The sequence below is a fragment of the Kitasatospora sp. Xyl93 genome, from assembly GCF_055383135.1.
The window spans coordinates 459,143-479,183 of the sequence record NZ_AP029185.1; the positions used below are offsets into that span (position 1 = coordinate 459,143).

Annotated in this window: 14 protein-coding genes and 1 pseudogene; 1 reads left to right on the forward strand and 14 read right to left on the reverse strand. The window is 73.6% G+C overall.

Going from position 1 to position 20,041, the window contains the following annotated elements; all coding sequences use genetic code 11:
* Nucleotides 1–219: 219 nt before the first annotated feature.
* The 3 genes and pseudogenes from ACZ5GH_RS02095 to ACZ5GH_RS02105 form a co-directional block, all read right to left on the reverse strand.
* Nucleotides 220–3,234: an ATP-binding protein gene (locus tag ACZ5GH_RS02095; protein WP_464333216.1), complete on the reverse strand. Its 3,015-nt coding sequence runs from the start codon at nucleotides 3,232–3,234 to the stop codon at nucleotides 220–222.
* A gap of 29 nt (nucleotides 3,235–3,263) precedes the next feature.
* Nucleotides 3,264–4,195, reverse strand: a pseudogene (locus ACZ5GH_RS02100) (IS5 family transposase).
* Between the two features lie 140 nt (nucleotides 4,196–4,335).
* Entirely contained in the window at nucleotides 4,336–6,399 is a 2,064-nt protein-coding gene (locus ACZ5GH_RS02105) for a transglycosylase domain-containing protein (protein WP_464333217.1), read from the reverse strand.
* A 288-nt stretch (nucleotides 6,400–6,687) separates the two neighbouring features.
* Between ACZ5GH_RS02105 and ACZ5GH_RS02110 the strand changes: the two genes are divergently transcribed.
* Nucleotides 6,688–7,797, forward strand: coding sequence for a hypothetical protein (locus ACZ5GH_RS02110; RefSeq protein WP_464333218.1), 1,110 nt, complete (start codon nucleotides 6,688–6,690; stop codon nucleotides 7,795–7,797).
* 140 nt (nucleotides 7,798–7,937) lie between these two features.
* Here ACZ5GH_RS02110 and ACZ5GH_RS02115 read toward each other — a convergent pair whose 3' ends face one another.
* The 11 genes from ACZ5GH_RS02115 to ACZ5GH_RS02165 form a co-directional block, all read right to left on the reverse strand.
* Nucleotides 7,938–8,837 carry a Gfo/Idh/MocA family protein gene (locus ACZ5GH_RS02115; RefSeq protein WP_387747879.1) on the reverse strand — a complete coding sequence of 300 codons (900 nt, stop codon included), beginning with the start codon at nucleotides 8,835–8,837 and terminating at the stop codon, nucleotides 7,938–7,940.
* 149 nt (nucleotides 8,838–8,986) lie between these two features.
* Nucleotides 8,987–9,658: an O-methyltransferase gene (locus ACZ5GH_RS02120; RefSeq protein ID WP_464333219.1), complete on the reverse strand. Its 672-nt coding sequence runs from the start codon at nucleotides 9,656–9,658 to the stop codon at nucleotides 8,987–8,989.
* 156 nt (nucleotides 9,659–9,814) lie between these two features.
* Entirely contained in the window at nucleotides 9,815–10,474 is a 660-nt protein-coding gene (locus tag ACZ5GH_RS02125) for a DedA family protein (RefSeq protein WP_464333220.1), read from the reverse strand.
* 201 nt (nucleotides 10,475–10,675) lie between these two features.
* Nucleotides 10,676–11,491 (reverse strand): class I SAM-dependent methyltransferase, encoded by an 816-nt coding sequence (locus tag ACZ5GH_RS02130; protein ID WP_464333221.1) that lies wholly within the window; start codon nucleotides 11,489–11,491, stop codon nucleotides 10,676–10,678.
* A gap of 527 nt (nucleotides 11,492–12,018) precedes the next feature.
* Nucleotides 12,019–14,166 (reverse strand): transketolase, encoded by a 2,148-nt coding sequence (gene tkt, locus ACZ5GH_RS02135; RefSeq protein WP_464333222.1) that lies wholly within the window; start codon nucleotides 14,164–14,166, stop codon nucleotides 12,019–12,021.
* A gap of 163 nt (nucleotides 14,167–14,329) precedes the next feature.
* Nucleotides 14,330–14,743, reverse strand: coding sequence for an ATP-binding protein (locus ACZ5GH_RS02140; RefSeq protein ID WP_464333223.1), 414 nt, complete (start codon nucleotides 14,741–14,743; stop codon nucleotides 14,330–14,332).
* Nucleotides 14,744–14,998: 255 nt separating this feature from the next.
* Nucleotides 14,999–15,346, reverse strand: a complete 348-nt coding sequence (locus tag ACZ5GH_RS02145) for a PRC-barrel domain containing protein (RefSeq protein ID WP_387747867.1) — start codon at nucleotides 15,344–15,346, stop codon at nucleotides 14,999–15,001.
* 1,048 nt (nucleotides 15,347–16,394) lie between these two features.
* Nucleotides 16,395–16,526 carry a hypothetical protein gene (locus ACZ5GH_RS02150; RefSeq protein ID WP_464333224.1) on the reverse strand — a complete coding sequence of 44 codons (132 nt, stop codon included), beginning with the start codon at nucleotides 16,524–16,526 and terminating at the stop codon, nucleotides 16,395–16,397.
* A 428-nt stretch (nucleotides 16,527–16,954) separates the two neighbouring features.
* Entirely contained in the window at nucleotides 16,955–17,482 is a 528-nt protein-coding gene (locus ACZ5GH_RS02155) for a GNAT family N-acetyltransferase (RefSeq protein ID WP_464333225.1), read from the reverse strand.
* Between the two features lie 646 nt (nucleotides 17,483–18,128).
* The gene (locus ACZ5GH_RS02160) at nucleotides 18,129–18,704 is read right to left on the reverse strand and encodes an HD domain-containing protein (protein ID WP_464333226.1); all 576 of its coding nucleotides are present in this window, start codon (nucleotides 18,702–18,704) and stop codon (nucleotides 18,129–18,131) included.
* Nucleotides 18,701–19,831, reverse strand: coding sequence for a helix-turn-helix domain-containing protein (locus tag ACZ5GH_RS02165; RefSeq protein WP_464333227.1), 1,131 nt, complete (start codon nucleotides 19,829–19,831; stop codon nucleotides 18,701–18,703). Before ACZ5GH_RS02165 ends, ACZ5GH_RS02160 begins: the two co-directional genes overlap by 4 nt.
* Between the last annotated feature and the right edge of the window lie 210 nt (nucleotides 19,832–20,041).

The window sequence follows — 20,041 nt, forward strand, 5'->3', positions numbered from 1 at the left end:
ACCGGCTGCTCGTGCGGCGGGTACCGGACGGGCGCGTCGACCGGGCCTGGGGCCTGGTTCGTGTGCCTGTCCTGTGCCGTGGGGATCGATCCTAGGCAGGGGCGTCTTACCGAATGCTTACCGATTGGCCGGCGACCGGTACGACGACGGTAAGGCGGTAAGACGGGGCGGTAGAGCGGTAAGGGCGTAAGACGGTGGGACCGCCGGCGCCCCCGTCCGCTACCGGATGTCGCTCAGCTCCCGCGCCTCCGCCAGCACCCGCGCCGCCGACTCGGGCAGCCCGGCCGCCCCGTACGCCCGGCCGAGCGCGCGCAGCGCCTCCGCGAGGAAGGAGCGCCAGCCGCGGGCACGCCACACCAGGACCGACTCCTCCAGGTGCGCGACCGCCGAGGCGTGGTCCCCCGCCGCCAGGTCCAGCTCCCCGAGGATGCCGAGCGCCTGGGCGAGGTGGTGTCCCAGGTCGAAGCGGCGGGCGATGGCCAGCGCGGCCTCGGCAGTCCCGCGGGCCCGGCCGTCGCCGGTGGCCGCGTACAGCATGGCCAGGTAGAGCAGCGAGAACGCCTCCACGTAGCGGTCCTTGAGGGAGCGGGCCATGGCGAGCGAGCGGAGCAGCAGTTCGCCGCCGCGCTCCACCTGGCCGGCCCGGCCGTGGGCGGCTCCCAGGAACTGGATCGCGGTCGCCTCGAAGCGGGTGTTGCCGATCAGCCGCGCCAGCCGCAGCGTCTCGGTGAGGTGCTCGATCGTGCGGTCGAGGTCCGTCTCCCCGTAGGCGATGGCGATGATCTGGTGGGCCCGGGCCTCGCCGCCCGGGTGGTCGTGGGCGGCGGCGAGGTCCAGGGCGCGGCGGCCGGCGTCCAGGGCCTCTCGCTCGCGGCCCTGCGCCACCAGGCTCCAGGCGGTCAGCACGAGGGCGTCGGCGGTCCCGCGCGGTTCGCCCACCTGCTCGAACAGGTGCTGGAGCTGCCGGGCGCGGTCCGCCAGGGCGACCATCGTCTGCGAGCCGTCCGCCAGGTCGACGGCCGTCCCGGCGCCGTCGGCCGGGGTGGTCCAGGTCGTCACCTCGATCAGGCCGCGGGTGAGCACCGCCGTGCCCAGGCCGTCGCCGGCCGCGCGGCAGGCCTGGAGGACGGCCAGGTGGGTGGTGCGCCACTCGTCGTACAGGCCGCGCACGTCGCAGTACTTCTCCTGGCAGGCGGCCAGGTCCCAGGCCGTCGGCACCATGCGCAGCGCGGCGGCCTGCCGGGCGCTCGCGTTCAGGGCCGGCTGCTCGGCGTCGAACCAGGCCATCGGGTCGTCCAGCAGCGCCGCCGCGAGGCCGGACGGCATCGGGTGGCGCGGCGCGGGGCCGTGGATCGGCGCGAAGCACGGCCCGGGCACCTGGTCGGCGGCCTGTTCGGCCAGCCAGAGCCAGGCGCCGAAGGCCCGTTCGAGCGCGGCGGCGCGTACCGCCGGCTCGTCGGCGGCCTCGGCGTGCTCGCGCGCGTACAGCCGGACCAGGTCGTGGAAGCGGTAGCGCAGGTGCGGCTCGGTGCCGGTCTCCTGCAGCAGTTGGGCGTCGATCAGTTCTTCCAGCTGCCGCTCGGCCTGCTCCGGCGGGATGCCGGCCAGCGCGGCCGCGGCCCACGGTGCGAAGTCGGGCGCGTCGAGCAGCCCGAGCAGCCGGAACGTCCGGCGGGTCGGCTCCGACAGCCGGGCGTAGCCGACCGCGAAGCCGGCCCGTACGGCCAGGTTCCCGGCCGACAACTCGTCGAGCCGCCGCCGTTCGTCGCGCAGCAGGTGCGCGAGCCGGGCCAGGGTCCAGCGCGGCCGGGCGGCCAGCCGGGCCCCGGCGATGCGGACGGCCAGCGGCATGCCGCCGCACAGTTCGACGATCTGGGCGGCGGCCACCGGTTCGGCGGCGACCCGGTGGTCCCCGAGGATGCGGCGCAGCAGCGTCCGGGCGTGGGGGGCGTCGAGCTCGTGCAGGTCGACGAGCCGGGAGCCGGGCAGGGCCGTGAGCGCGGCGCGGCTGGTGACCAGGACGGCCGGGCGGGGCCCGGGGCGGTCGCCCGCGCCCACCGCGTCACCCGTACCGGCCGCGTCCCCCGGGGTCCCCGGGAGCAGCGGCCCGATCTGCTGCTCCCCGGCGGCGTTGTCGAGGAGGACGAGCGTACGGCGGCCGGCGAGCAGGGTGCGGTACAGCGCGGACCGCTCCTCCAGGGAGGCCGGAATCTCCCGGGGGTCGGCGCCGAGGGCGCGCAGGAAGGCGGCCAGGACGCCGGCCGGGTCGGCGGGCGTCTCGTCGGCCCCGCGCAGGTCGGCGTACAGCCGGCCGTCGGGGTAGTCCGCGGCGGCGCGGTGCGCGGCGTGGACGGCGAGCGCCGTCTTGCCGATGCCGCCCATGCCGGCGATCACCGGCACCCGGCCGGCCGCCAGGGCGTCCAGGACGATCCGCACCTGTTCGTCGCGCCCGGCGAAGTCCGGGAGGTCCCGGGGGAGTTGGGAGGGAACGCGGGCCGGTCCGGGGCCCGTGCGGGCGCCCTCCCGGTCGTGCGCCAGCAGCGCCAGGAAGACGTTCTGCACCTGCTCGCCCGGCTCGATCCCTAGCTCCTCGGACAGCCGCCGGCGCAGCGCCTGGAAGCGGCGCAGTGCCTCGGCCGCCCGCCCGTCCGCCGCCAGCAGCTCCAGCAGGGCGGCCTGCACGGGCTCGTCGAACGGGTGCTCCTCGGCGAGCGCCGTCAGGGCGGGAACGGCGGTCCGGGCCATCCCGGCGGCGGGTGCGGCCCGGGCCAGGGCCAGGACGGTGGCGCGCACCTCGTCCGCCACGGACGTCACCAGTGGGTCCTCGCGGTTGATCCGCTCCACCCCGGCCAGCACCGGGCCGCGCCGCAGGCCGATCGCCCCGGCCGGGTCCCCGTCGGCGGCGAGCCGGCGGAACCGTCCGAGGTCCACCGCGTCCGGCCCGGTCACCAGCCGGTAGCCCTGCGCGTCGGACTCCAGCGCCACCGCCTCGTCCCCGAAACGTCCGAGCCAGGTGCGCAGCCGGGACATCCCGGTGTGCACCGCGCCCCGCCCGACCCGGTCCGCCTGCCCCGCCCACACGAGGTCCAGCAGCCGCCCGACAGGCAGCCGCTCCCCCTCCGCGAGCAGCAGCGCGCCCAGGAGCCCACGCAGCACGGTGGCCCGCGGCAGCGTCTGCGGCACCGAGTCCACGGCGACCGTCAGGGGCCCCAACAGCCCGAACGTCATCTTCATCCGCTTCAGCCTAGGACACGTCCGGTCGATCATGTGCGGAGCCAGATGGCGAGGGCGGCTGCGGTGATGGTGCCGAGGTAGACGTATCCGCGTTTGTCGTATCGGGTGGCGACGGCTCGGGCGTGCTTGAGCTTGTTGATGGCCCGTTCGACGGTGTTGCGTTTCTTGTACCGCTCCTCGTCGAAGCCCGGTGGCCGCCCGCCGCGCGAGCCTTTGCGCAGGCGGGCGGCCCGGCTGTCGCTCTTCTCCGGGATCGTGTGCCGGATGCCGCGCCTGCGCAGGTAGGCGCGGATGGGTCCGTTGCTGTAGGCCTTGTCGGCGGCCACGCTGTCGGGCGTCTTGCGGGGCCTGCCCGGCCCGGTCCGCGGGATGCGGATCTTCTCCAGCACGGGCTCGAACTGGGTGCAGTCCGCCCGCTGCCCCGGCGTGACGACCAGGGAAAGGGGGCGGCAGCGGCCGTCCGCGCTCAGGTGGACCTTGGTGGTGAACCCGCCCCGCGAGCGGCCAAGGCCCTCGCCTCCAGCACCACCTCCACCAGGCGGGCGACGAGGCTCTGCCACGGCGTCTCGTCCTGGTGTTCGCCCTGCCCAGCCCCCTTTGAGGCCAGGGCCGGTGGTGGATCGGTGCGGGCACCGGCCGCGTGCTGGTGGGCCCGCACGATGGTGGAGTCGACGGAGATGTCCCAGTCGATGTCGCCGGCCGCGTCCGCTTCCGCCTGGACCTGCTGGAGCAGACGCTCCCACGTCCCGTCGGCCGACCACAGCCGGTGGCGCTCGTAGACCGTCTTCCACGGCCCGAACCGCTCGGGCAGGTCACGCCAGTGCACACCCGTCCGCACCCGGTGCAGAATCCCGTCGATCACCTGCCGATGGTCGCGCCACCGGCCACAACGCCTGTTGCTGACCGGCAGGAACGGCCGCAGCCGTTCCCACTCGGCATCCGTGAGATCACCCCGCCCCATGCCCGAACTAACGACCAAGGCCGGTGATAGTCACATGATCGGCCGGACAAGTCCTAGTACCGCGCGGCCCGCCGCCCGATACCGCGGAGCCCGCCGACCCGGTACCGCGGAGCCCGCCGCTCCACGGGCCCCGCAGCGGGCTACCGGGCGGCCGTCGACTTCATGTAGGCGGACCAGATGCGGGCCGGAAGGGCGGCGTCGGAGGCGTCCGGAGCGGCGCCGCCGAGGCCTTCCAGGGAGAGCAGCTTCATGTCCTTCAGGTCCGCGCGGAACACGGTGACCGCCGTCGACGACTGCCCGTCGTAGCCGACGAACCACCCCGCCGTACGGTCCGCGGTGGTGCCCGGCTTGGCCGCGAGGTTCGGGCCCGCGTCCGCCGCGGCCTTGGCGGCGCCGTCGCGGACCGAGCCCTTGAGCGCCGCGTCCACCTCGGCCGCGACCGCCGGGGCCAGCGCCTGGACGGCGGCCGGCAGGCGCAGGGGCAGCTGGACGCCGTTGCGGGAGACCTTGAGCACCGAGTACGGGTCGGTGTGCCGGCCGCCCGCCGCGAAGGTGGCGTACGCGTCGGCGGTGCGGACGGCGCTGGGGGTGGAGTTGCCGACGCCGAGGGCCGGGACGAGTTCGCCCAGGCTGGTGGGAAGCAGGCCGAGCTCGGTGGCGGTCCGCTGCACCCGGTCCAGGCCGACGTCCATGCCGAGCTGCATCAGCGGCCCGTTGACGGACTGCTCGACCGCGTTCCGCAGGGTGATCGTGCCCCAGCTCCGCCTGCCCTCGTTGACGGTCTTGACGATCTTCCCGTCCCTCCCCCAGTACGGCCCCTCCGGGGTCATCACGTTCACCCCGTCGTCGCCGTTGTAGGGGGTGGCGGGGGTCACCGGGGTGCGGTCGCCGTCCCGCCGGCGCTGCGCCCCCTCGCCGAGACCGGCCGCGTACACCACCGGGGTGAAGGCCGAACCGATGGGCACGGTGGTGGTGTTGGCGTTGTTGAAGCCCTGTTTCAGGTAGTCGGGGCCGCCGTGCAGCGCGACGATCCTGCCGTCCGGGGCCACCGAGGCGGCGCCGACCTTGAGGAACCTGTCGGCCTCCCGGTTGTCCGGGTCGATCCCCGCGGTGGCCTCCCGCACGGCGGCGGCCAGGGCGTCGACCTTCGGCTTCTCGAAGGTGGTGCGGATCTGGTGGCCGCCGAGGTCGAACTGGGCCGGGGTGATGTCGCTGTGGCTCTCCACGTACGCGCGGGCCATGTCCACCAGGTACCCGATCTGGCCGCTCAGCCCCGCCGACTTCGGCTGCGGCCTGGGCTCGGGGAAGACGGTGTACCGGGCGCGATCGGCGGCGGACAGCTTTCCGACCTTCACCATCCGGTCCAGGATCCAGGACCAGCGCTCCTCGGCCCGCTCGTGGTTCTGCGGGCCCACCGCCGGGTCGTACTGCCCGGCGCCCTTCAACACGGCTGCCAGCAGGGCGCCTTCGCTCGGGTCGAGCTGGGAGACGTCCTTGCCGTAGTAGGCCGCCGCGGCGCGCTCGATGCCGTAACTGCCGCGCCCGAACCAGCTGGTGTTGAGGTAGCCGGCCAGGATGTCCTGCTTGGTCATCCGGTCGTCCAGCTTGACCGCGATGACGATCTCGCTGAGTTTGCGGGAGATGTCCTGGCGCTGGTTCAGGTAGATGTTCTTGACGTACTGCTGGGTGATGGTGGAACCGCCCTGGGTGTCACCGCCCATGACCATCTGGGAGACGGCGCGGCCGATGCCGGTCAGGGAGATGCCCGGGTCGGTGTAGAAGGTCTCGTTCTCGGCGGCGAGCACCGCCCACTGGACGTGCTCCGGCACCTGGCCGAGCGGCACCTCCTGCCGGTTGGTCGGGCCGATCCGCGCCATCTCGGTGCCGTCCGCCCAGTAGTAGACGTTGTTCTGCTGGGTGGCGAAGGAGTTCAGGTCCTCCGGGACCGCGGTGTTCACGTAGAACCAGACCAGCCAGCCGACCAACGCCGCCGTGCCGGTCCCGGCCACCAGCAGCAGCTGCCGCCAGGACGGGAGCCAGCGGCGGATCCCGCGCCGTCCGCGGCGCGGGTAGTCGATCCGCAGCGAGGGGCGCCGCCCCTTCAGCGGACGCGCCTCCTGGAGCGGCCCGCGTCGCCGCGGTAAGCGCCACCGGCGGCGTCCGGGCTTCTCGTCCTCGGGCCCGTCGTCCTGCTGAGCACGCACAGTCCGGTCTCCGATTCGCTCGTGGGACTGATCCTCCGCACTCAAGACGCGATGAGAACATCAGTACGTAGGCCTGGCCGCGGTGTGATCATGGTCATACTCCGAGCCCCTGACACGGGTGACGGGTGGGGCGCGTGGCGGGCGGGCGCTCTGGGACGGGGCTGGCCAGCGGCGGGGCGGGCACCCGGCGGCGGAGCGGGCCGACGGCGGGCGGGCACCCGGCGGCGGAGCGGGCGGCCGTGCGGAAGCCGGTCCGCCGCACCCCCGGGCTACCGCCAGAATGGCGCCATGAGGATGATCCAGACCGCGCTCGGCGCGCTGCTGCTCCTACTGGTCGTCGGCAGCATCCTGCGCACGCTGGTCGTTCCGCGCGGGCTCTACTCGGCGCTGGTGATGCGGCTCTGGCGGGTGCTGCGCACCCTGCTGCGGCTGTCCGCCGTACCGGCCCGCGGGTACCACGCACAGGACCGGGCGCTCACCTGGCTGGCGCCGCTGGTCCTGCTCGGCATGCTCGGGGTGTGGCTCAGCTGCATGCTGACCGCCTACACCCTGCTGCTGCACGGCACTTCCGAACTCAGCTGGTCGGTGGCCGTGCGCGAGGCCGGGTCCAGCCTGTTCACCCTCGGCTTCGCCAGCGGCGAGCGGCTGCACCTCTCCGCGATCGACTTCCTGGCCGCCGCCAGCGGTCCGCTGGTGATCGCCCTGCAGATCTCCTACCTGCCGACCCTCTACGCCGCCTACCAGCGCCGCGAGACCGAGGTGACACTGCTCCAGTCCCGGGCCGGCGAGCCCGCCTGGGGCCCCGAGCTGCTGGCCCGCCAGTCCCTGGTGGACACCGAGACCGCCCTGCCCCAGCTCTACCGGGACTGGGAGCGGCTGGCCGCCGACATCGGCGAGAGCCACTCCAACTACCCGGTGCTGCTCTCCTTCCGCTCCCCGCAGCCCAACCGCAGCTGGGTGGTCGGGCTGATCGCCGTGATGGACGCCGCCGCCCTGCACCTGGCGCTCTGCCCGCGCTCGGCCCCGCCCGAGGCCCGGCTGGTGCTCCGGGCCGGCTTCACCGCGATGCGCGACATCGCCCGCTCGCTGCGGATCGGCTTCGACCCGGACCCGGACCCGGACCTCCCGATCCGGCTGACCTACGCCGAGTACCTGGGCGCGGTCGCGATGATCACCGCGGCCGGCTTCCCGCGCGAGCGCCCGGTCGAGGACGCCTGGGCGCACTTCCACGGCTGGCGGGTCAACTACGAGGCGCTGGCGTACGAGCTGGCCCGCCGCAGCGACGCCGTCCCCGCGCTGTGGACCGGCCCGCGCGACTTCCACGCCCCGGTCATCCCCCCGGCCCGGCCCCCGGACCGCCGGCCTTCCTCGGCTCCGCCGCAGCTGCCGCCGTCCTGAGGGGCGGGACGCGGCGGGGCCCGGCGCGGATCTCCTCCGCACCGGGCCCCGCCGTCTCAAGCGCTCAGCCGTCCAGTCGGTCAGCCGTCCAACCGCCCAGCCGTTCGCTCGATCACTCGATCGCTCAGGCGCTCAGAAGCTCAGACGTCCACCGTGGCACCGCTCGCCAGCGAACGCTCGGCGGCGGCCAGGATCTCCACCACCCGCAGGCCGAAGTCGGCCCCGCAGGGGTGCGGCTCGCCGGAGGCCGCCGAGGCCTGCAGGGCGTCCAGCGCCCGGTGCAGCGCCGCGACCGGGCCCTCGCCCCGCGCGGGCAGCTGCACCACGCCGTGCTCGCCGCGCAGCTCCATGCCCGTCCCGCCCGCGGCGAGCGGCGCGGTCAGGCTGAGCGCGAGCGTGCTGGAGGCGCCGCCGGCGTGCCGCACCACCAAGTGCACGGTGTCCAGCGGGCCGGCCGCCGCCGTCACCCGGGTGGCGTCGCCCAGCACCGGCAGCAGCACGGACAGCGCGTGCGGGCCGACGTCCCACAGCGCGCCCTTCTCCTCCCGCCACGGCGAGGCCGCGTACGGGCTGGTGCTGCCGGGGGCGAACACCGAGCCGAGCCAGTCCGAGCGGCCGGTGAACCAGCCGCCGAGCTCCGCCTGCCGCTCGATCCACGGGATCTGCTCGCCGCCGAAACGCACGGTGAAGAAGACCACCGAGGCGACCTTGTGCTCGCGCACCGCCACGGCCACGGCCTCGGCGTCCGGCACGGTCAGCGCGACCGGCTTGTCCAGCAGCAGGTGGCAGCCGGCCTCGGCGGCGCGCACCGCGAGGCCCGCCTGCACGGTCGGGGGCAGCGCGATGGAGACCGCGTCCACGTCGGCCAGCAGCCGGTCGAGGTCCGCGTACCCCGGCACGCCGTACCCGGCGCCCAGCGCCTCGGCCGCCTCCGGTCGGCGGCCCCAGACGCCGGTGAACTCCAGCCCGGGGTGCTCGGCCAGGACGGGCGCGTGCACCCGCTCCGCCCAGGGGCCGGTTCCCAGCAGTCCGATCCGCACGATGTCTCCGTTCTCCGGTGTTCGAGTGTTCGAGTATCCGCGTGTTCGCGTGTTCGCGTGTTCGCGTGTTCGCGTGTTCGCGTGTTCGCGTATCCGCGTGTCCGCCTGTTCCTGGCGGGCATCCCCCATGAGGGTCCCCCGGCAAGGCTTCAGCCCAGGACGCGGGCCAGGGTGAAGCCGTCGTAGCCCTTGCTGCCGACCGTCTGCACCGAGGTCGCGGTGACCGTCGGCTCGGCCGCGATCAGCTCGTGCAGCGCGCGGGTGCCGAGCACCGCCGGGTCGGTGCTGGCCGGGTCGGCGACCGCGCCGCCGCGCACCACGTTGTCGACGATGATCAGCGAGCCGGGCCGGGTCAGCTGGAGCGCCCGCCGGAAGTACTCCGGGTTGCTCGGCTTGTCGGCGTCGATGAAGACCAGGTCGAAGGGCTCCACGCCCTGCTCCACCAGCGCGGCCAGCGAGTCGGCCGCCCGGCCCGCCCGTACCTCGGCGACCCCGGCCAGCCCGGCGGCCGCCAGGTTGTCCCGGGCGACCTCGGCGTGGTGGGGGTTCAGCTCCAGGGTCAGCAGGGTGCCGTCCGCGGGCAGCGCCCGGGCCAGCCAGATCGCGCTGTAGCCGCCGAGCGTACCGACCTCCAGGATCCGCTTCGCGCCCTGGGTCAGTGCCAGCAGGTGGAGCAGCTTGCCCTGGTTGGGCGCCACCGCGATCTTCGGCAGCCCGGCCGCGTCGGCGGCGGCCGTCGCCCGCTCCAGCACCGCGTCGGGCCCGACCAGCTGCTCGGTGAAGTACGCGTCCACGGCGTCCCAGGTCGGCTGCAAAGACATCGGGCCCTCCGGAGTGCAAGATCGGCAGGTACCCGGCCGATGCTACTCCGAGGGCCCGAAGGCACCACGACGACGGTTGTGGACGACCGACCGAGGACCGACCGACCGGACGAACGGTCGGACGAGCGACCGGTCCTCGACCGGCTACCCGACCCGCTACTCGGCGGCGGCGCCGGCCTTGGCCGCCTCCGCCGCCTCCTCGGCCTCGATCCTGGCGTGGGTCTTGGCGGCACGGCGCTTCATGATCCAGGCCGAGAGCAGGCCGATCACCAGCGCCGCCCCCAGGCCCGCCCAGGAGAACCGGGACAGCCAGGGCTCGATGCTCTTGCCGACCTTGTAGATCAGCAGCGTCGTACCGCCGGCCCAGACGATGCCGCCCAGCACGTTGGCGATCAGGAACTTCCAGTACGGCATCTTCAGCGCGCCCGCCAGCGGACCGGCGAAGATGCGCAGCAGGGCGATGAACCGGCCGAAGAAGACCGCCCACATGCCCCACTTCTGGAACGAGCGCTCGGCGGTGGCCAGGTGCGAGGGCCCGAAGTGCTTGGGGAACTTGCGTCCCAGCTTCTCGAAGAGCGGCTTGCCGCCCTTGCGTCCGATCGAGTAGCCGATCGAGTCGCCGATGATCGCGCCGGCGATCGCACAGATCGCGACGCCCCACGGGCTCACCACACCCTTGACGGCCATGAGGGACGCCGTGACCAGGGCGATCTCGCCGGGCAGGGGAATGCCCAGCGATTCCAGGCCGATGATCAGACCGATCACGGCGTACACCGCCGTGGGCGGAATCCCCTCGATCCAGGCGTCGATGTGCAAGGCCAGTCCCTCCGTGGCAGGACGGGACCGGCAGCGCTCCCCCTGGAGCAGCGTGCCCGTCCCGGCATTTCGTCCGATGGCGGCACCCAGGCCGCTCCCCCAGAGCGAGCCTAACGTGCCGGGCGGCCTGTCCCCCCGGCCGATCACCCGTGGTTACGACGTACGCCCCGAGGCCATGGTTCCAGGTCGGCCGGCGTTTCTTCAAGATTCGGCAAAACGCAGTGCGACCACGGACGGGCGCTGCTTGATCCGGCGCGCGAGCGGCAGCAGGGCGCTCACGGGCCAGCGTCCGCCCTCCGGGTACACCTCGCGCAGGTCGGTGACCCCGGGGTGCGCGGTGGCCAGCCGGCCGCGCTCGTCCGCGTCCATCCCGAACGGCATCGGCGGGGCCTGGTAGTGCCGGTCCCGCAGCTTGCCCTCGACGGCCCGCCGGCTGAACCAGCGCGGCACCGCGTCCAGCACCATGGCCCCGCCGGGGAAGCGCTCGGCGCAGGCCGCGATCAGGTCGCGGACCTCCTGCGGCCGCAGGTACATCAGCAGCCCCTCGGCGCTCAGCAGCACGCCGTTCGCCGGGTCCACCTCGTCCATCCAGCCCGGTTCGGTGGCCGAGTGGGCGACGATCCGGTGCCGCTCGTCCGGCGGCAGCAGCCGCCGCCGTAGCGCGGCCGTCTCCGGCAGGTCCACCGACAGCCAGTGCGCCCGTCCGTTGTCCACCCGCCAGGCCTGGGTCTCCAGCCCGCCGCCGAGCCCGACCACGGTGCCGCGCGGGCAGCGGATCAGGAAGTCGGCCACCTCGCGGTCGAAGCAGGCCGCCCGCAGCGCCTGGAGCTGGCTCACCAACGCGTTCCGGCCGAACCGCCCCGCGAACGGGTAGTCGATCCGGTCCACCAGCTCGACCGCCTTCGGGTCCGGCAGCACGGTGTCCGCCCGCCGCGCCTCCAGCGCCCGGTGCCACAGCGTCCACAGCGCCGTCTCCGGCACCTGCCCCAGCTCCGGCCGCACCCCGCCGCCACTCATCGCGCACTCCTTCGGACGTGGTCCCGTCATGGGCATGAACCCGCCGATTCTCACACCCCGCCCGCCCCTCCCCTCCCGCCGACGCGCCGACCACCCCAAGGGGGCGCATCCACCCCGACAGGGGCGCACACCGCACAGCGCACGCCGTCGCCCTTGGTCGCACAGGGGCCGGACACCGGCGACGGCCCTGCACGATCCGCAGGAGTTCCAGCGGCCGCAGCCGGTCCGCCCCGCCGAGACCGTCACACCCGGGTACGTGCTGTGCTACGAGTACGACGGCCTGGGCTGGTGCCATGGCTGCGAGGGACGCGGCCGGCTGCCCGACCCGACCGGCGGGCGAATCAACTGCCCCGCCTGCCACCGGAGCCGCGTCTGCGTGATCTGCCGGGGCGCGGCGGAGCTCGCCATCTCCCAGCTGTCCCCTGCCAGCGTGGCCACTACCCGGAGTTGGACCGCTAACGGGCCCGACCGACTCGGCGGTCCGCACCCTCGACGACCGTGAAGGTCGGCCCGCGCCGGCCCGCGGGTCAGCCCGCCGCTGCGGCGAGGCTCTCCCGGGCGGCCGCGGCCACGGCCTCGGCGGTGAGGCCGAACTCCCGGTACAGCCGCTCGTAGTCGGCGGAGGCGCCGAAGTGCTCGAGGCTGACGATCCTGCCGTGCTGCCCGACCAGCTCGCGCCAGCCGAGTGCCACGCCCGCCTCCACGCTCACCCGCGCCGTCACGGCGGGCGGGAGGACCTCGTCGCGGTACTCCCGGGGCTGGGCGGCGAACCACTCCAGGCACGGCAGCGACACCACCCGGCTCGCCACGCCCTCGTCGGCCAGCAGGTCCTGGGCCGCCGACGCGAGGTGGACCTCCGAGCCGGTGGCGAGGAGCAGCACCTGCGGCGCGGCGCCGTCCGCCGGGTCCCGCAGCACGTAGCCGCCGCGGGCGGCGCCGTCCGCCGGCGCGTACCCGGCCGCGCCGCGGTCCAGGACGGGCACCTTCTGCCGGGTGAGGACGAGGCCGGTCGGCCGGTCGTGCTGCTCCAGCACCGCCCGCCAGCAGGCGGCCGTCTCGTTGGCGTCGCAGGGGCGCACCACGTCGAGGCCGGGGATCGCGCGCAGCGCCGCGAGGTGCTCCACCGGCTGGTGGGTGGGGCCGTCCTCGCCGAGGCCGATCGAGTCGTGGGTCCAGACGTAGATCGTCGGGAGCTTCATCAGCGCGGCCAGCCGCACCGCCGGCCGCATGTAGTCGCTGAAGGTCAGGAAGGTGCCGCCGTAGGGGCGGGTCAGGCTCTGCAGGGCGATCCCGTTCAGGATCGCCCCCATGGCGTGCTCCCGGATCCCGAAGTGCAGGGTGCGGCCGTACGGGCCGCCCTTCCACTGCGCGGTCTCCACGCCTTCGGGGAGGAACGAGGGCTCGCCCTCCATCGTGGTGTTGTTGCTGCCCGCGAGGTCGGCGGAACCGCCCCACAGTTCGGGCAGCGCCGGGGCGAGCGCGGTCAGCACCCGGCCCGAGGCGGCGCGGGTGGCCAGCCCCTTCGGGTCCGCGGGGAAGTCCGGAAGGCGGTCCGCCCAGCCGTCCGGCAGCCGGCGCTCCGTCAGCCGGTCCAGCAACGCGGCACGCTCGGGGTGCTCGGCGCGCCAGCGCTCGTAGCGCGGGGTCCACGCCTCGTGGAGCTCGCGGCCGCGCACCCGTGCCTCGCGGGTCCGGGCGAGGACCTCGTCCTCGACCGTGAAGCTGGCTGCGGGGTCGAAGCCGAGGAGTTCCTTGGTGGCGGCGACTTCCTCGTCGCCGAGCGCGGAGCCGTGGGCCTTGCCGGAGTTCTGGAGGTTGGGGGCCGGCCACCCGATGACCGTCCGCAGGACCAGCAGCGAGGGCCGGGTGGTCTCCGCGCGGGCGGCCCGGAGCGCTTCGAGGACGGCGTCGACGTCCTCCACGTAGCGGCCGGTGCGGGTCCAGTCGACGGTCTGCACGTGCCAGCCGTACGCGCGGTAGCGGGCGGCGACGTCCTCGCTGAACGAGACGTCGGTGTCGTCCTCGATCGAGATGTGGTTCTGGTCGTAGACCATGATCAGGTTGCCCAGCTGCTGGTGGCCGGCGAGCGAACTCGCCTCCGCGGTGACGCCCTCCATCAGGTCGCCGTCCGAGGCCAGGACGTAGACGTGGTGGTCGAAGGGGCTCTCGCCGGCCGGGGCGTCCGGGTCCAGCAGGCCGCGTTCACGGCGGGCCGCCATCGCGATCCCGACGGCCGAGCCCAGGCCCTGGCCGAGCGGACCGGTGGTGATCTCCACCCCTCGGGTGTGCCGGTACTCGGGGTGGCCCGGCGTGGCGGAGCCCCAGGTCCGGAGGGCCTTCAGGTCGTCGAGCTCCAGGCCGTAGCCGGTGAGGTAGAGCTGGATGTAGAGGGTGAGGCTGGTGTGGCCGCAGGACAGCACGAACCGGTCCCGTCCCAGCCACTGGTCGTCGGCGGGGTCGTGGCGCAGGACGTTCTGGAACAGCAGGTGGGCCAGCGGCGCCAGGCTCATCGCCGTCCCGGGGTGGCCGTTGCCGGTGCGCTGCACGGCGTCGGCCGCGAGCAGCCGGGCGGTGTCCACGGCCCGGACGTCCACGGCGTCCCAGCCCGCCTGCGCGGCGACGGGGTCGGCCAGCGACTGGTGGCGGCTCGCGGGGTGCTTGTCGGGGGGTGTCACGGGTGTCCTCCCAGAGGGCCGGTCGGGTCGGTGAGGTCGCCGGGAACGGCTCGGGGCCGCCGCGCGGCCCCCAGCGTCTACCCGGTGTCCGGACCCGCATGGCCCGAACCGGTCCGGGATTCACCCTCCCGGGACGGCCGGCGCTCACCTGGCCCGCCGGCGCTCAGTGGGACGGCCCCACACCCGGCGGGTGGAAACAGGCGGTGACCGTCTTGCCGTTCTTCTGCCGGCGGGTGTGCCAGTGGTCGGCGAGCGCCTCGACCAGCTTCAGGCCCCGCCCGCCGACGGCGTCGGGGGCGGCCGATCGCGGACGGGGCAGCCGGGGGCTGTGGTCGTGGACGCTCAGGTGCAGACAGCGCCCGTCCCACGTCAGCACCAGCTCCGCGTCACTGCCGGCGTGGACGTGGGCGTTGGTGGTCAGTTCGGACACGGCCAGCACCACCGCGTCCGCGACCGCCGGCGCGTCCCGGTTCCAGCCCATGGCCTCCAGATGCGTCCGCGCCCACTCCCGGCCGGCCCGTACTCCCGCGCCGAGCGGAAGGCGTCGGGCCCACCCCACTCCGTGGATCCTGGCCATGCAGACCTCCCTCCAACCTTCGGATGCCTTCGAGAACCTCCGGATGCGTGCGTCCAGCGCCTGCCCGCATCCGGTCACCGCATGCCGACGCACCTCACGGTCCGTCGGCCGTCGGCCGTCGGCCGGAGACCGGAGACCGGCGACCGGCGACCGGCGACCGGTCAGGCGCACCGGCGCTCCCGCCACTCCGCCGGGAGCGCCGCAGGGCCCCGACCTGGTGGTCGGGGCCCTGCGGGGCGCGCCGGTGAGGGGCGGTCAGAGAGCCCCGCCGTAGTACCCGCCGATCGCCCGATGGTAGTCCGGGTCCGCGGTGTGCCGGTCCTTGTGGAACTCGGGCGAGTTCTTCACCTCGTCCTTCGTCCGGTTCACCCACACCGTCCGCTCGACGGTGTCCACGCGCCGGATGGTGCCGGCGGGCAGCAGCACTTCACGGCCGAAGATCCACGGGCCGGTGTCGACCACGATGTGCGCGGAGTCCACCTCCTCGGTGTGCCGGTCCACCTTGCCGATGTGACCGTCCTCGGCCTCGACCCGGTAACCCGTCAGGTCGGTGCCCGGGGCGTAACCCTCGGCGTTGCCGTAATCCCACAGTCCACTGGTCACAACTGCCTCCTCGTCGGACGGAGTTACCGTCTTCCTGGTGTGGCTGCCGGTTTCCCCCGTCCCGGCGGAACATTCCCCCGCAATCCGCACTTTCTCCCAGAGACGGGGCCCGCTGCGGGCGCCCGGCATCCGCTCGCGCCGGGCGCCCGCCCGCACGGGCCGCTGACGCATGAATCCGCAGATCAGGGGCAGACGGACGCGGAGAGCGGCCGGCGCATCCAGGGCCCGGCCCGACGACGAAGGGAGCAACCCGCCGTGACCGAGCAGACCCGGCCCCTCGAGGCCGCGCCCCCTCCCGACCCCGGCGGCCCCTCCCGCCCCCCGCTGGTACCGGACCCACCGCCGCCACCCGGCGCCCCCGTACCGCCCCCGGAACCGCACCCGCGTACCCCGGCCCCACCGAACCCCGAACCGGCCCCACCGGGACCGGGCGAGCCCCACGCCCCCGAGCCGCCGGACTGACCCGGGCCGATCCCGCCCGACGGGCCGCCGGGCCGGTCGGGCCGCGGGCCGTCACCGGGGTATCGGATCCGAGCCCGTCGGAGCCGCTCCGGCTTCCTTCCGCGGGGGCTCGGAGTCGAGCCGGCGGTGCAGCGCGCCCGCACCGGACGGGGCGCCCGAGGGCCGCCGACCACTCCCTCCTGCGCCCCTACCCGGGCTCCCGGGGCGCCCCTGTCGAGCTGACGCGCACCACCGCCCTCACCAACGCGAACGCCGCCGCCGGGACGGCGGCCACGGCCAGACGGCGGCGCCAGACGCGCTTGCGGCCGGGAACGTGCCGGCCCTGCGCAGGGTGGCCGCGACGGCGCCGCAGCCGTCGAAGGGCCCACCCGGCCGCCACACCGCTCCACGGCCCCGGTACCAGGCCGAACGCCTTGAACGTCACATCTGCAGGCTTCACGGTGCCCGCCTCCTTTCGCACAACGGCCCGGACGACCAACAAGGGCATCCCGGGCCCGGCAGGCCGACCCGGCCCCGAGTACGAGACCCCCGCCGCCCACCGCTTCGACCCGCCCCGGCCCCGCCCACGGCGAGCCGGGGCCGGGGCTCATGACGCGGCGCCGCCGCTCACCGCGGGGCCGTCCTCCTCGCCGGCGTCGCCCGCGTCCCACACGTACTGGCCGTAGTCGTGGCCGACCTCCAGAGCCTGGCACTGCACGGAGATCAGGTCGTACGCCACGTCGCTGAACCCGGTTTCGCCGGTAGCCGTCGCGGGGCCTCCCTTCTCGGTGTTCGTCGCTCCGGTGCCCGGGCGCGTGCCCGGCGGGCGGGGCGGCAAACCCGCAGGCCCACGCCCCGCCGGAGGGACGCCGAGGGACGTCAGCCCTCGTGGCTGCAGACGGCCCCCGTCCAACCCCGAATGGCCCCGCCGATCACCCGCAACCCGAGGTCAGGACCGGCCCCCGCCCTGGAGCGGTCATCCGTCGGCGCCCCCGTCTCGCGGGGCCCGGCGGCTTCCCGCGAGCACCGGAGCGGCGGGCCGCGCCGAGTGGACGTCAGCCCTCGAAGTCGGACCAGGAGATGCCGACGCCCGTACAGCACAGACCGGCTCGACCGCCTCCGTCAGCGGCCCGGACCGCCCTTCACGCACCTGTCCGAGCGGTGCGGTCAGACTCCCCTGGCAGTCAGGTCGAGCCGCCAGTCGTTGGACTCCGACCAGGTGCCCTTGGGGTATTCGAAGGAGGTCGTGCCGACCAGGTCGAACCCGGCCTTGCGGCACACCGCGTTCGACGCCGCGTGTTCCACGTGGGGAAACGCGTGCAGGTAGCGCCGGTCGCCACGCGCCGCCGCCCGGTCCGCAGCCAACCGCAGGGCCTCGACCGCGTATCCGTTACCGCCGAACTCCGGAAGGATCCCGTACCCGGTCTCGTACACGTCCTCGCCGTTCCACTCCCGCTCCCAGTACCCGACCGAACCGATCGCCACCTCACCGAGGTGGACGATCAGCATCTCGCCGCCGTCAAGGCGCAGGTAGCGCGCATGACGATCGGCGATCGCCTGCTCGGTCTCCGGTCCGCCGAGGTGCTCGGTCATCTCGGGAGTGTTCTGGCGGTGCAGGATCTGCAGACCCTTTTCGGACCATGGTGCGAGGTGAAGAGTGTTCATGGCGCGGACAGTACGCCCCGCCACTGACATGACCGACCGCACCGCCGCCCCGGCGCACAGAGCCGCGCCCGCATGTCCTCGACTCGGACGCCACCACGCCGGGCGGAATCGGCTTCCGACGCCCGATGACTACCGGTACACCTGCCACGGCGGCGGCCCCGGCCACCCCGGCCAGGGTGGGGGCGGGGGCGGAGCGGGCTGCGGGAGCGGCGGGGGCTGGTAGACAGGCCCATCATGGTGACGCGGAGGATCCGATCGACCATGACCAGGAGGTCCGGGCAAGTGGAGGACGAGGGCCGTGGCGATCACCGTGAACAGGACGAGCAAGAGCGTGCGTGGCACTCGGAACTTGCTCCACATGTCCTCATTGTGCCCCGGCGGGAACGCGGTCACCCATCGTTCTAACTCGCGGAAATAACAAGTGAGTTACCACGTGCGACAGATTTCACGCGACGTACGCGACACGGACGCCGCGTCCCACACGAGGTTTTCCCCAGCGGGCAGCGATGGCGTCGCGGCCGCGCCTCGGACCTCCGCCTTCACGGCGGATCTCGGCAAGGCGGCCAGGGGCCTGCCTGAGTCCGCGCAATATTGCCGGCACCAGGCCGAAGCCGCCGTACGACAGTTGCTCGCCGCTGGTCAGCTGACCAGCAGCCGGAGACGACGTCAGCAGGCATTAGCTGAGGTAGACCTTCTGCCATTCCAACGACGTCATCGTCAGTGCGGCCTCGGCGAGGGTGCGAGCCGACTCGGTCTTGAGGCTGCCGAGGCTGCTGTCGATCCACGGCTGGACGTTCTGGTATCCCTGCTCACGGTACTCCACCGCCTGAATCAGGCACTCCAGCTTGTCCGCGTCGTGGGCGACGGTGACTTCCAGGCTCTCGGCGTTCTCGTACTCCTCCACAATGGCTTGCACCCCCGCGACGACGGCCGGGTGAGCGGCGCTGACCTGGTCGGCAGTCACGCGTTCGTTCGAAGCAGCGGTGAGGTAGCGCCGGCTGATGTGCGGAATATCGCTGACCCGAGTCTCCTGGGTGTCGTGGAAGAGACACAGCAGGGCGACCTTGGCCGGGTCTGCGCCCTCCATCATCGCGAGTACCGCGCCGACGACTCCCGCCCGGAACGAGTGCTCGGCAATGGTCTCCGGGTCCTTGACCCCAGCGATCCACCAGCCGGAGCGCTTCGCCCGCTTGAGCATGCCCGCCTCGAACAGGAAACCAGCGGTGCCTTTCGCCTGCTTGTCGTCCGTCATCGCTGTCCTTCGCTGTTGGATCGGTTGTTGCTGTAACCGCCTACCCGCAGACCGTAGTGCACAGACTCCAACTCGCGACGGGACTGCTGCGAGAGGCCGGCTCCATCGAGCAGTGTGCGAACACGTGCGGCCAGGTCGCGGGCTGTGCGGGGGTCGGCGTCGGCCAGCCCCCGGCGGGAGAGCAGGAGTGCCCAGATCGAATGGACGTACAGGTCTGTGTACGCGCCGGCACGGTCCAGCCGGACGGCGAGCTGCCGCAGCAACGAGGAGGCATCCCACGCCGGGCGTTCCTGCTCCGCCATGAAGTCGTCGCTGGTCTGGGGCCGTGAGTCGAGCCCGAGCCAGTGCGCCCAGTAGTTCAGGTTCGCGGCTTCGAAGTCGTCGTTGTCGGTGATCGAGCGGGCGATGAAGTACCGGAGCAGTTCGGGATCCCCCTGCCGCGCCAGAGCCGCTGCGACCGACCGAGCCTCGGCCCAGCGCGGTGACCAGCCCGAGCCGGCCGAGGGAATCCTGCCCCTGCGCTGCATCCCGCCGAACCACTCGACCACATCGCGGGCACGGTCGTAGGAGGACAGGTACCAAACCTGTCTCCGGAGCAAGGCGGTCTCGGCACCGCCGGTCTCCACCAGGTCGGCGGTATGCCGGAGGTTGTCGAAGAAGCGCGAACGCACGTCCTGACCGAGGAGCGGCGCGGTGGAGACCGGCCCGCGTCGGGCGGCGGGGATGCTCAACTCGGATGCCACCGCGCCGGGCAGGACCCCGCTGACCGCCCACCCGATCATGTGCGTGGTGTCCCGGGTAAGAACCCACCCGGCCAGTGGATGCTCCAGAACCTCGGCCCTCGTAGGCCGGGACCGCAGTATCTCGCCGAGGACGAAGTCCGCATCCATCGCAAGGCTGATCAGGTCCACCAGCCCGGTCGGCGCGCCGAGCAGGACCAGCTTCCGGCGCAGCAGCACCAGGTTCCCGGCCCTCGTGGAGGAGAGCGGCCGACGGCCGGACTCCCAGCCCTGCACGGTGCTCTTGTCGATGCCCAGATCCACGGCCAACTCGTCCTGAGTCCTCGGGATCTGCTCCCGGATGACCTTGAACAGGAAGCCGGAAATCACCCCTTCGGGGATCCGCATGGGCGCGGACTTCCCGCGCGGGGGTCGGTTCACCGCGTGCGGCCCGCTCGGCCGCGTCGTGGTAGGTGTCCTGGTCGTCCACGACGTTGTACGCCGGCCACTTGTCGAGCGCGGCCCGCAGCACACGCATGGGGAGGTGCGTCTCGCCATCGATCTGTCCTCTTCCACGCCGCGTAGCGGTCCCCGGGATGTTGTGACAAAGGCGGGGAG

Excerpts from the sequence above, each read along its gene's own strand:
- ACZ5GH_RS02160 (WP_464333226.1), bottom strand. The coding sequence starts at position 18,704 with ATGACGGACGACAAGCAGGCGAAAGGCACCGCTGGTTTCCTGTTCGAG.
- ACZ5GH_RS02095 (WP_464333216.1), bottom strand. The coding sequence starts at position 3,234 with ATGAAGATGACGTTCGGGCTGTTGGGGCCCCTGACGGTCGCCGTGGAC.
- ACZ5GH_RS02140 (WP_464333223.1), bottom strand. The coding sequence starts at position 14,743 with ATGGCCAGGATCCACGGAGTGGGGTGGGCCCGACGCCTTCCGCTCGGC.
- ACZ5GH_RS02165 (WP_464333227.1), bottom strand. The coding sequence starts at position 19,831 with ATGCGGATCCCCGAAGGGGTGATTTCCGGCTTCCTGTTCAAGGTCATC.
- ACZ5GH_RS02110 (WP_464333218.1), top strand. The coding sequence starts at position 6,688 with ATGAGGATGATCCAGACCGCGCTCGGCGCGCTGCTGCTCCTACTGGTC.
- ACZ5GH_RS02155 (WP_464333225.1), bottom strand. The coding sequence starts at position 17,482 with ATGTCAGTGGCGGGGCGTACTGTCCGCGCCATGAACACTCTTCACCTC.
- ACZ5GH_RS02120 (WP_464333219.1), bottom strand. The coding sequence starts at position 9,658 with ATGTCTTTGCAGCCGACCTGGGACGCCGTGGACGCGTACTTCACCGAG.
- ACZ5GH_RS02130 (WP_464333221.1), bottom strand. The coding sequence starts at position 11,491 with ATGAGTGGCGGCGGGGTGCGGCCGGAGCTGGGGCAGGTGCCGGAGACG.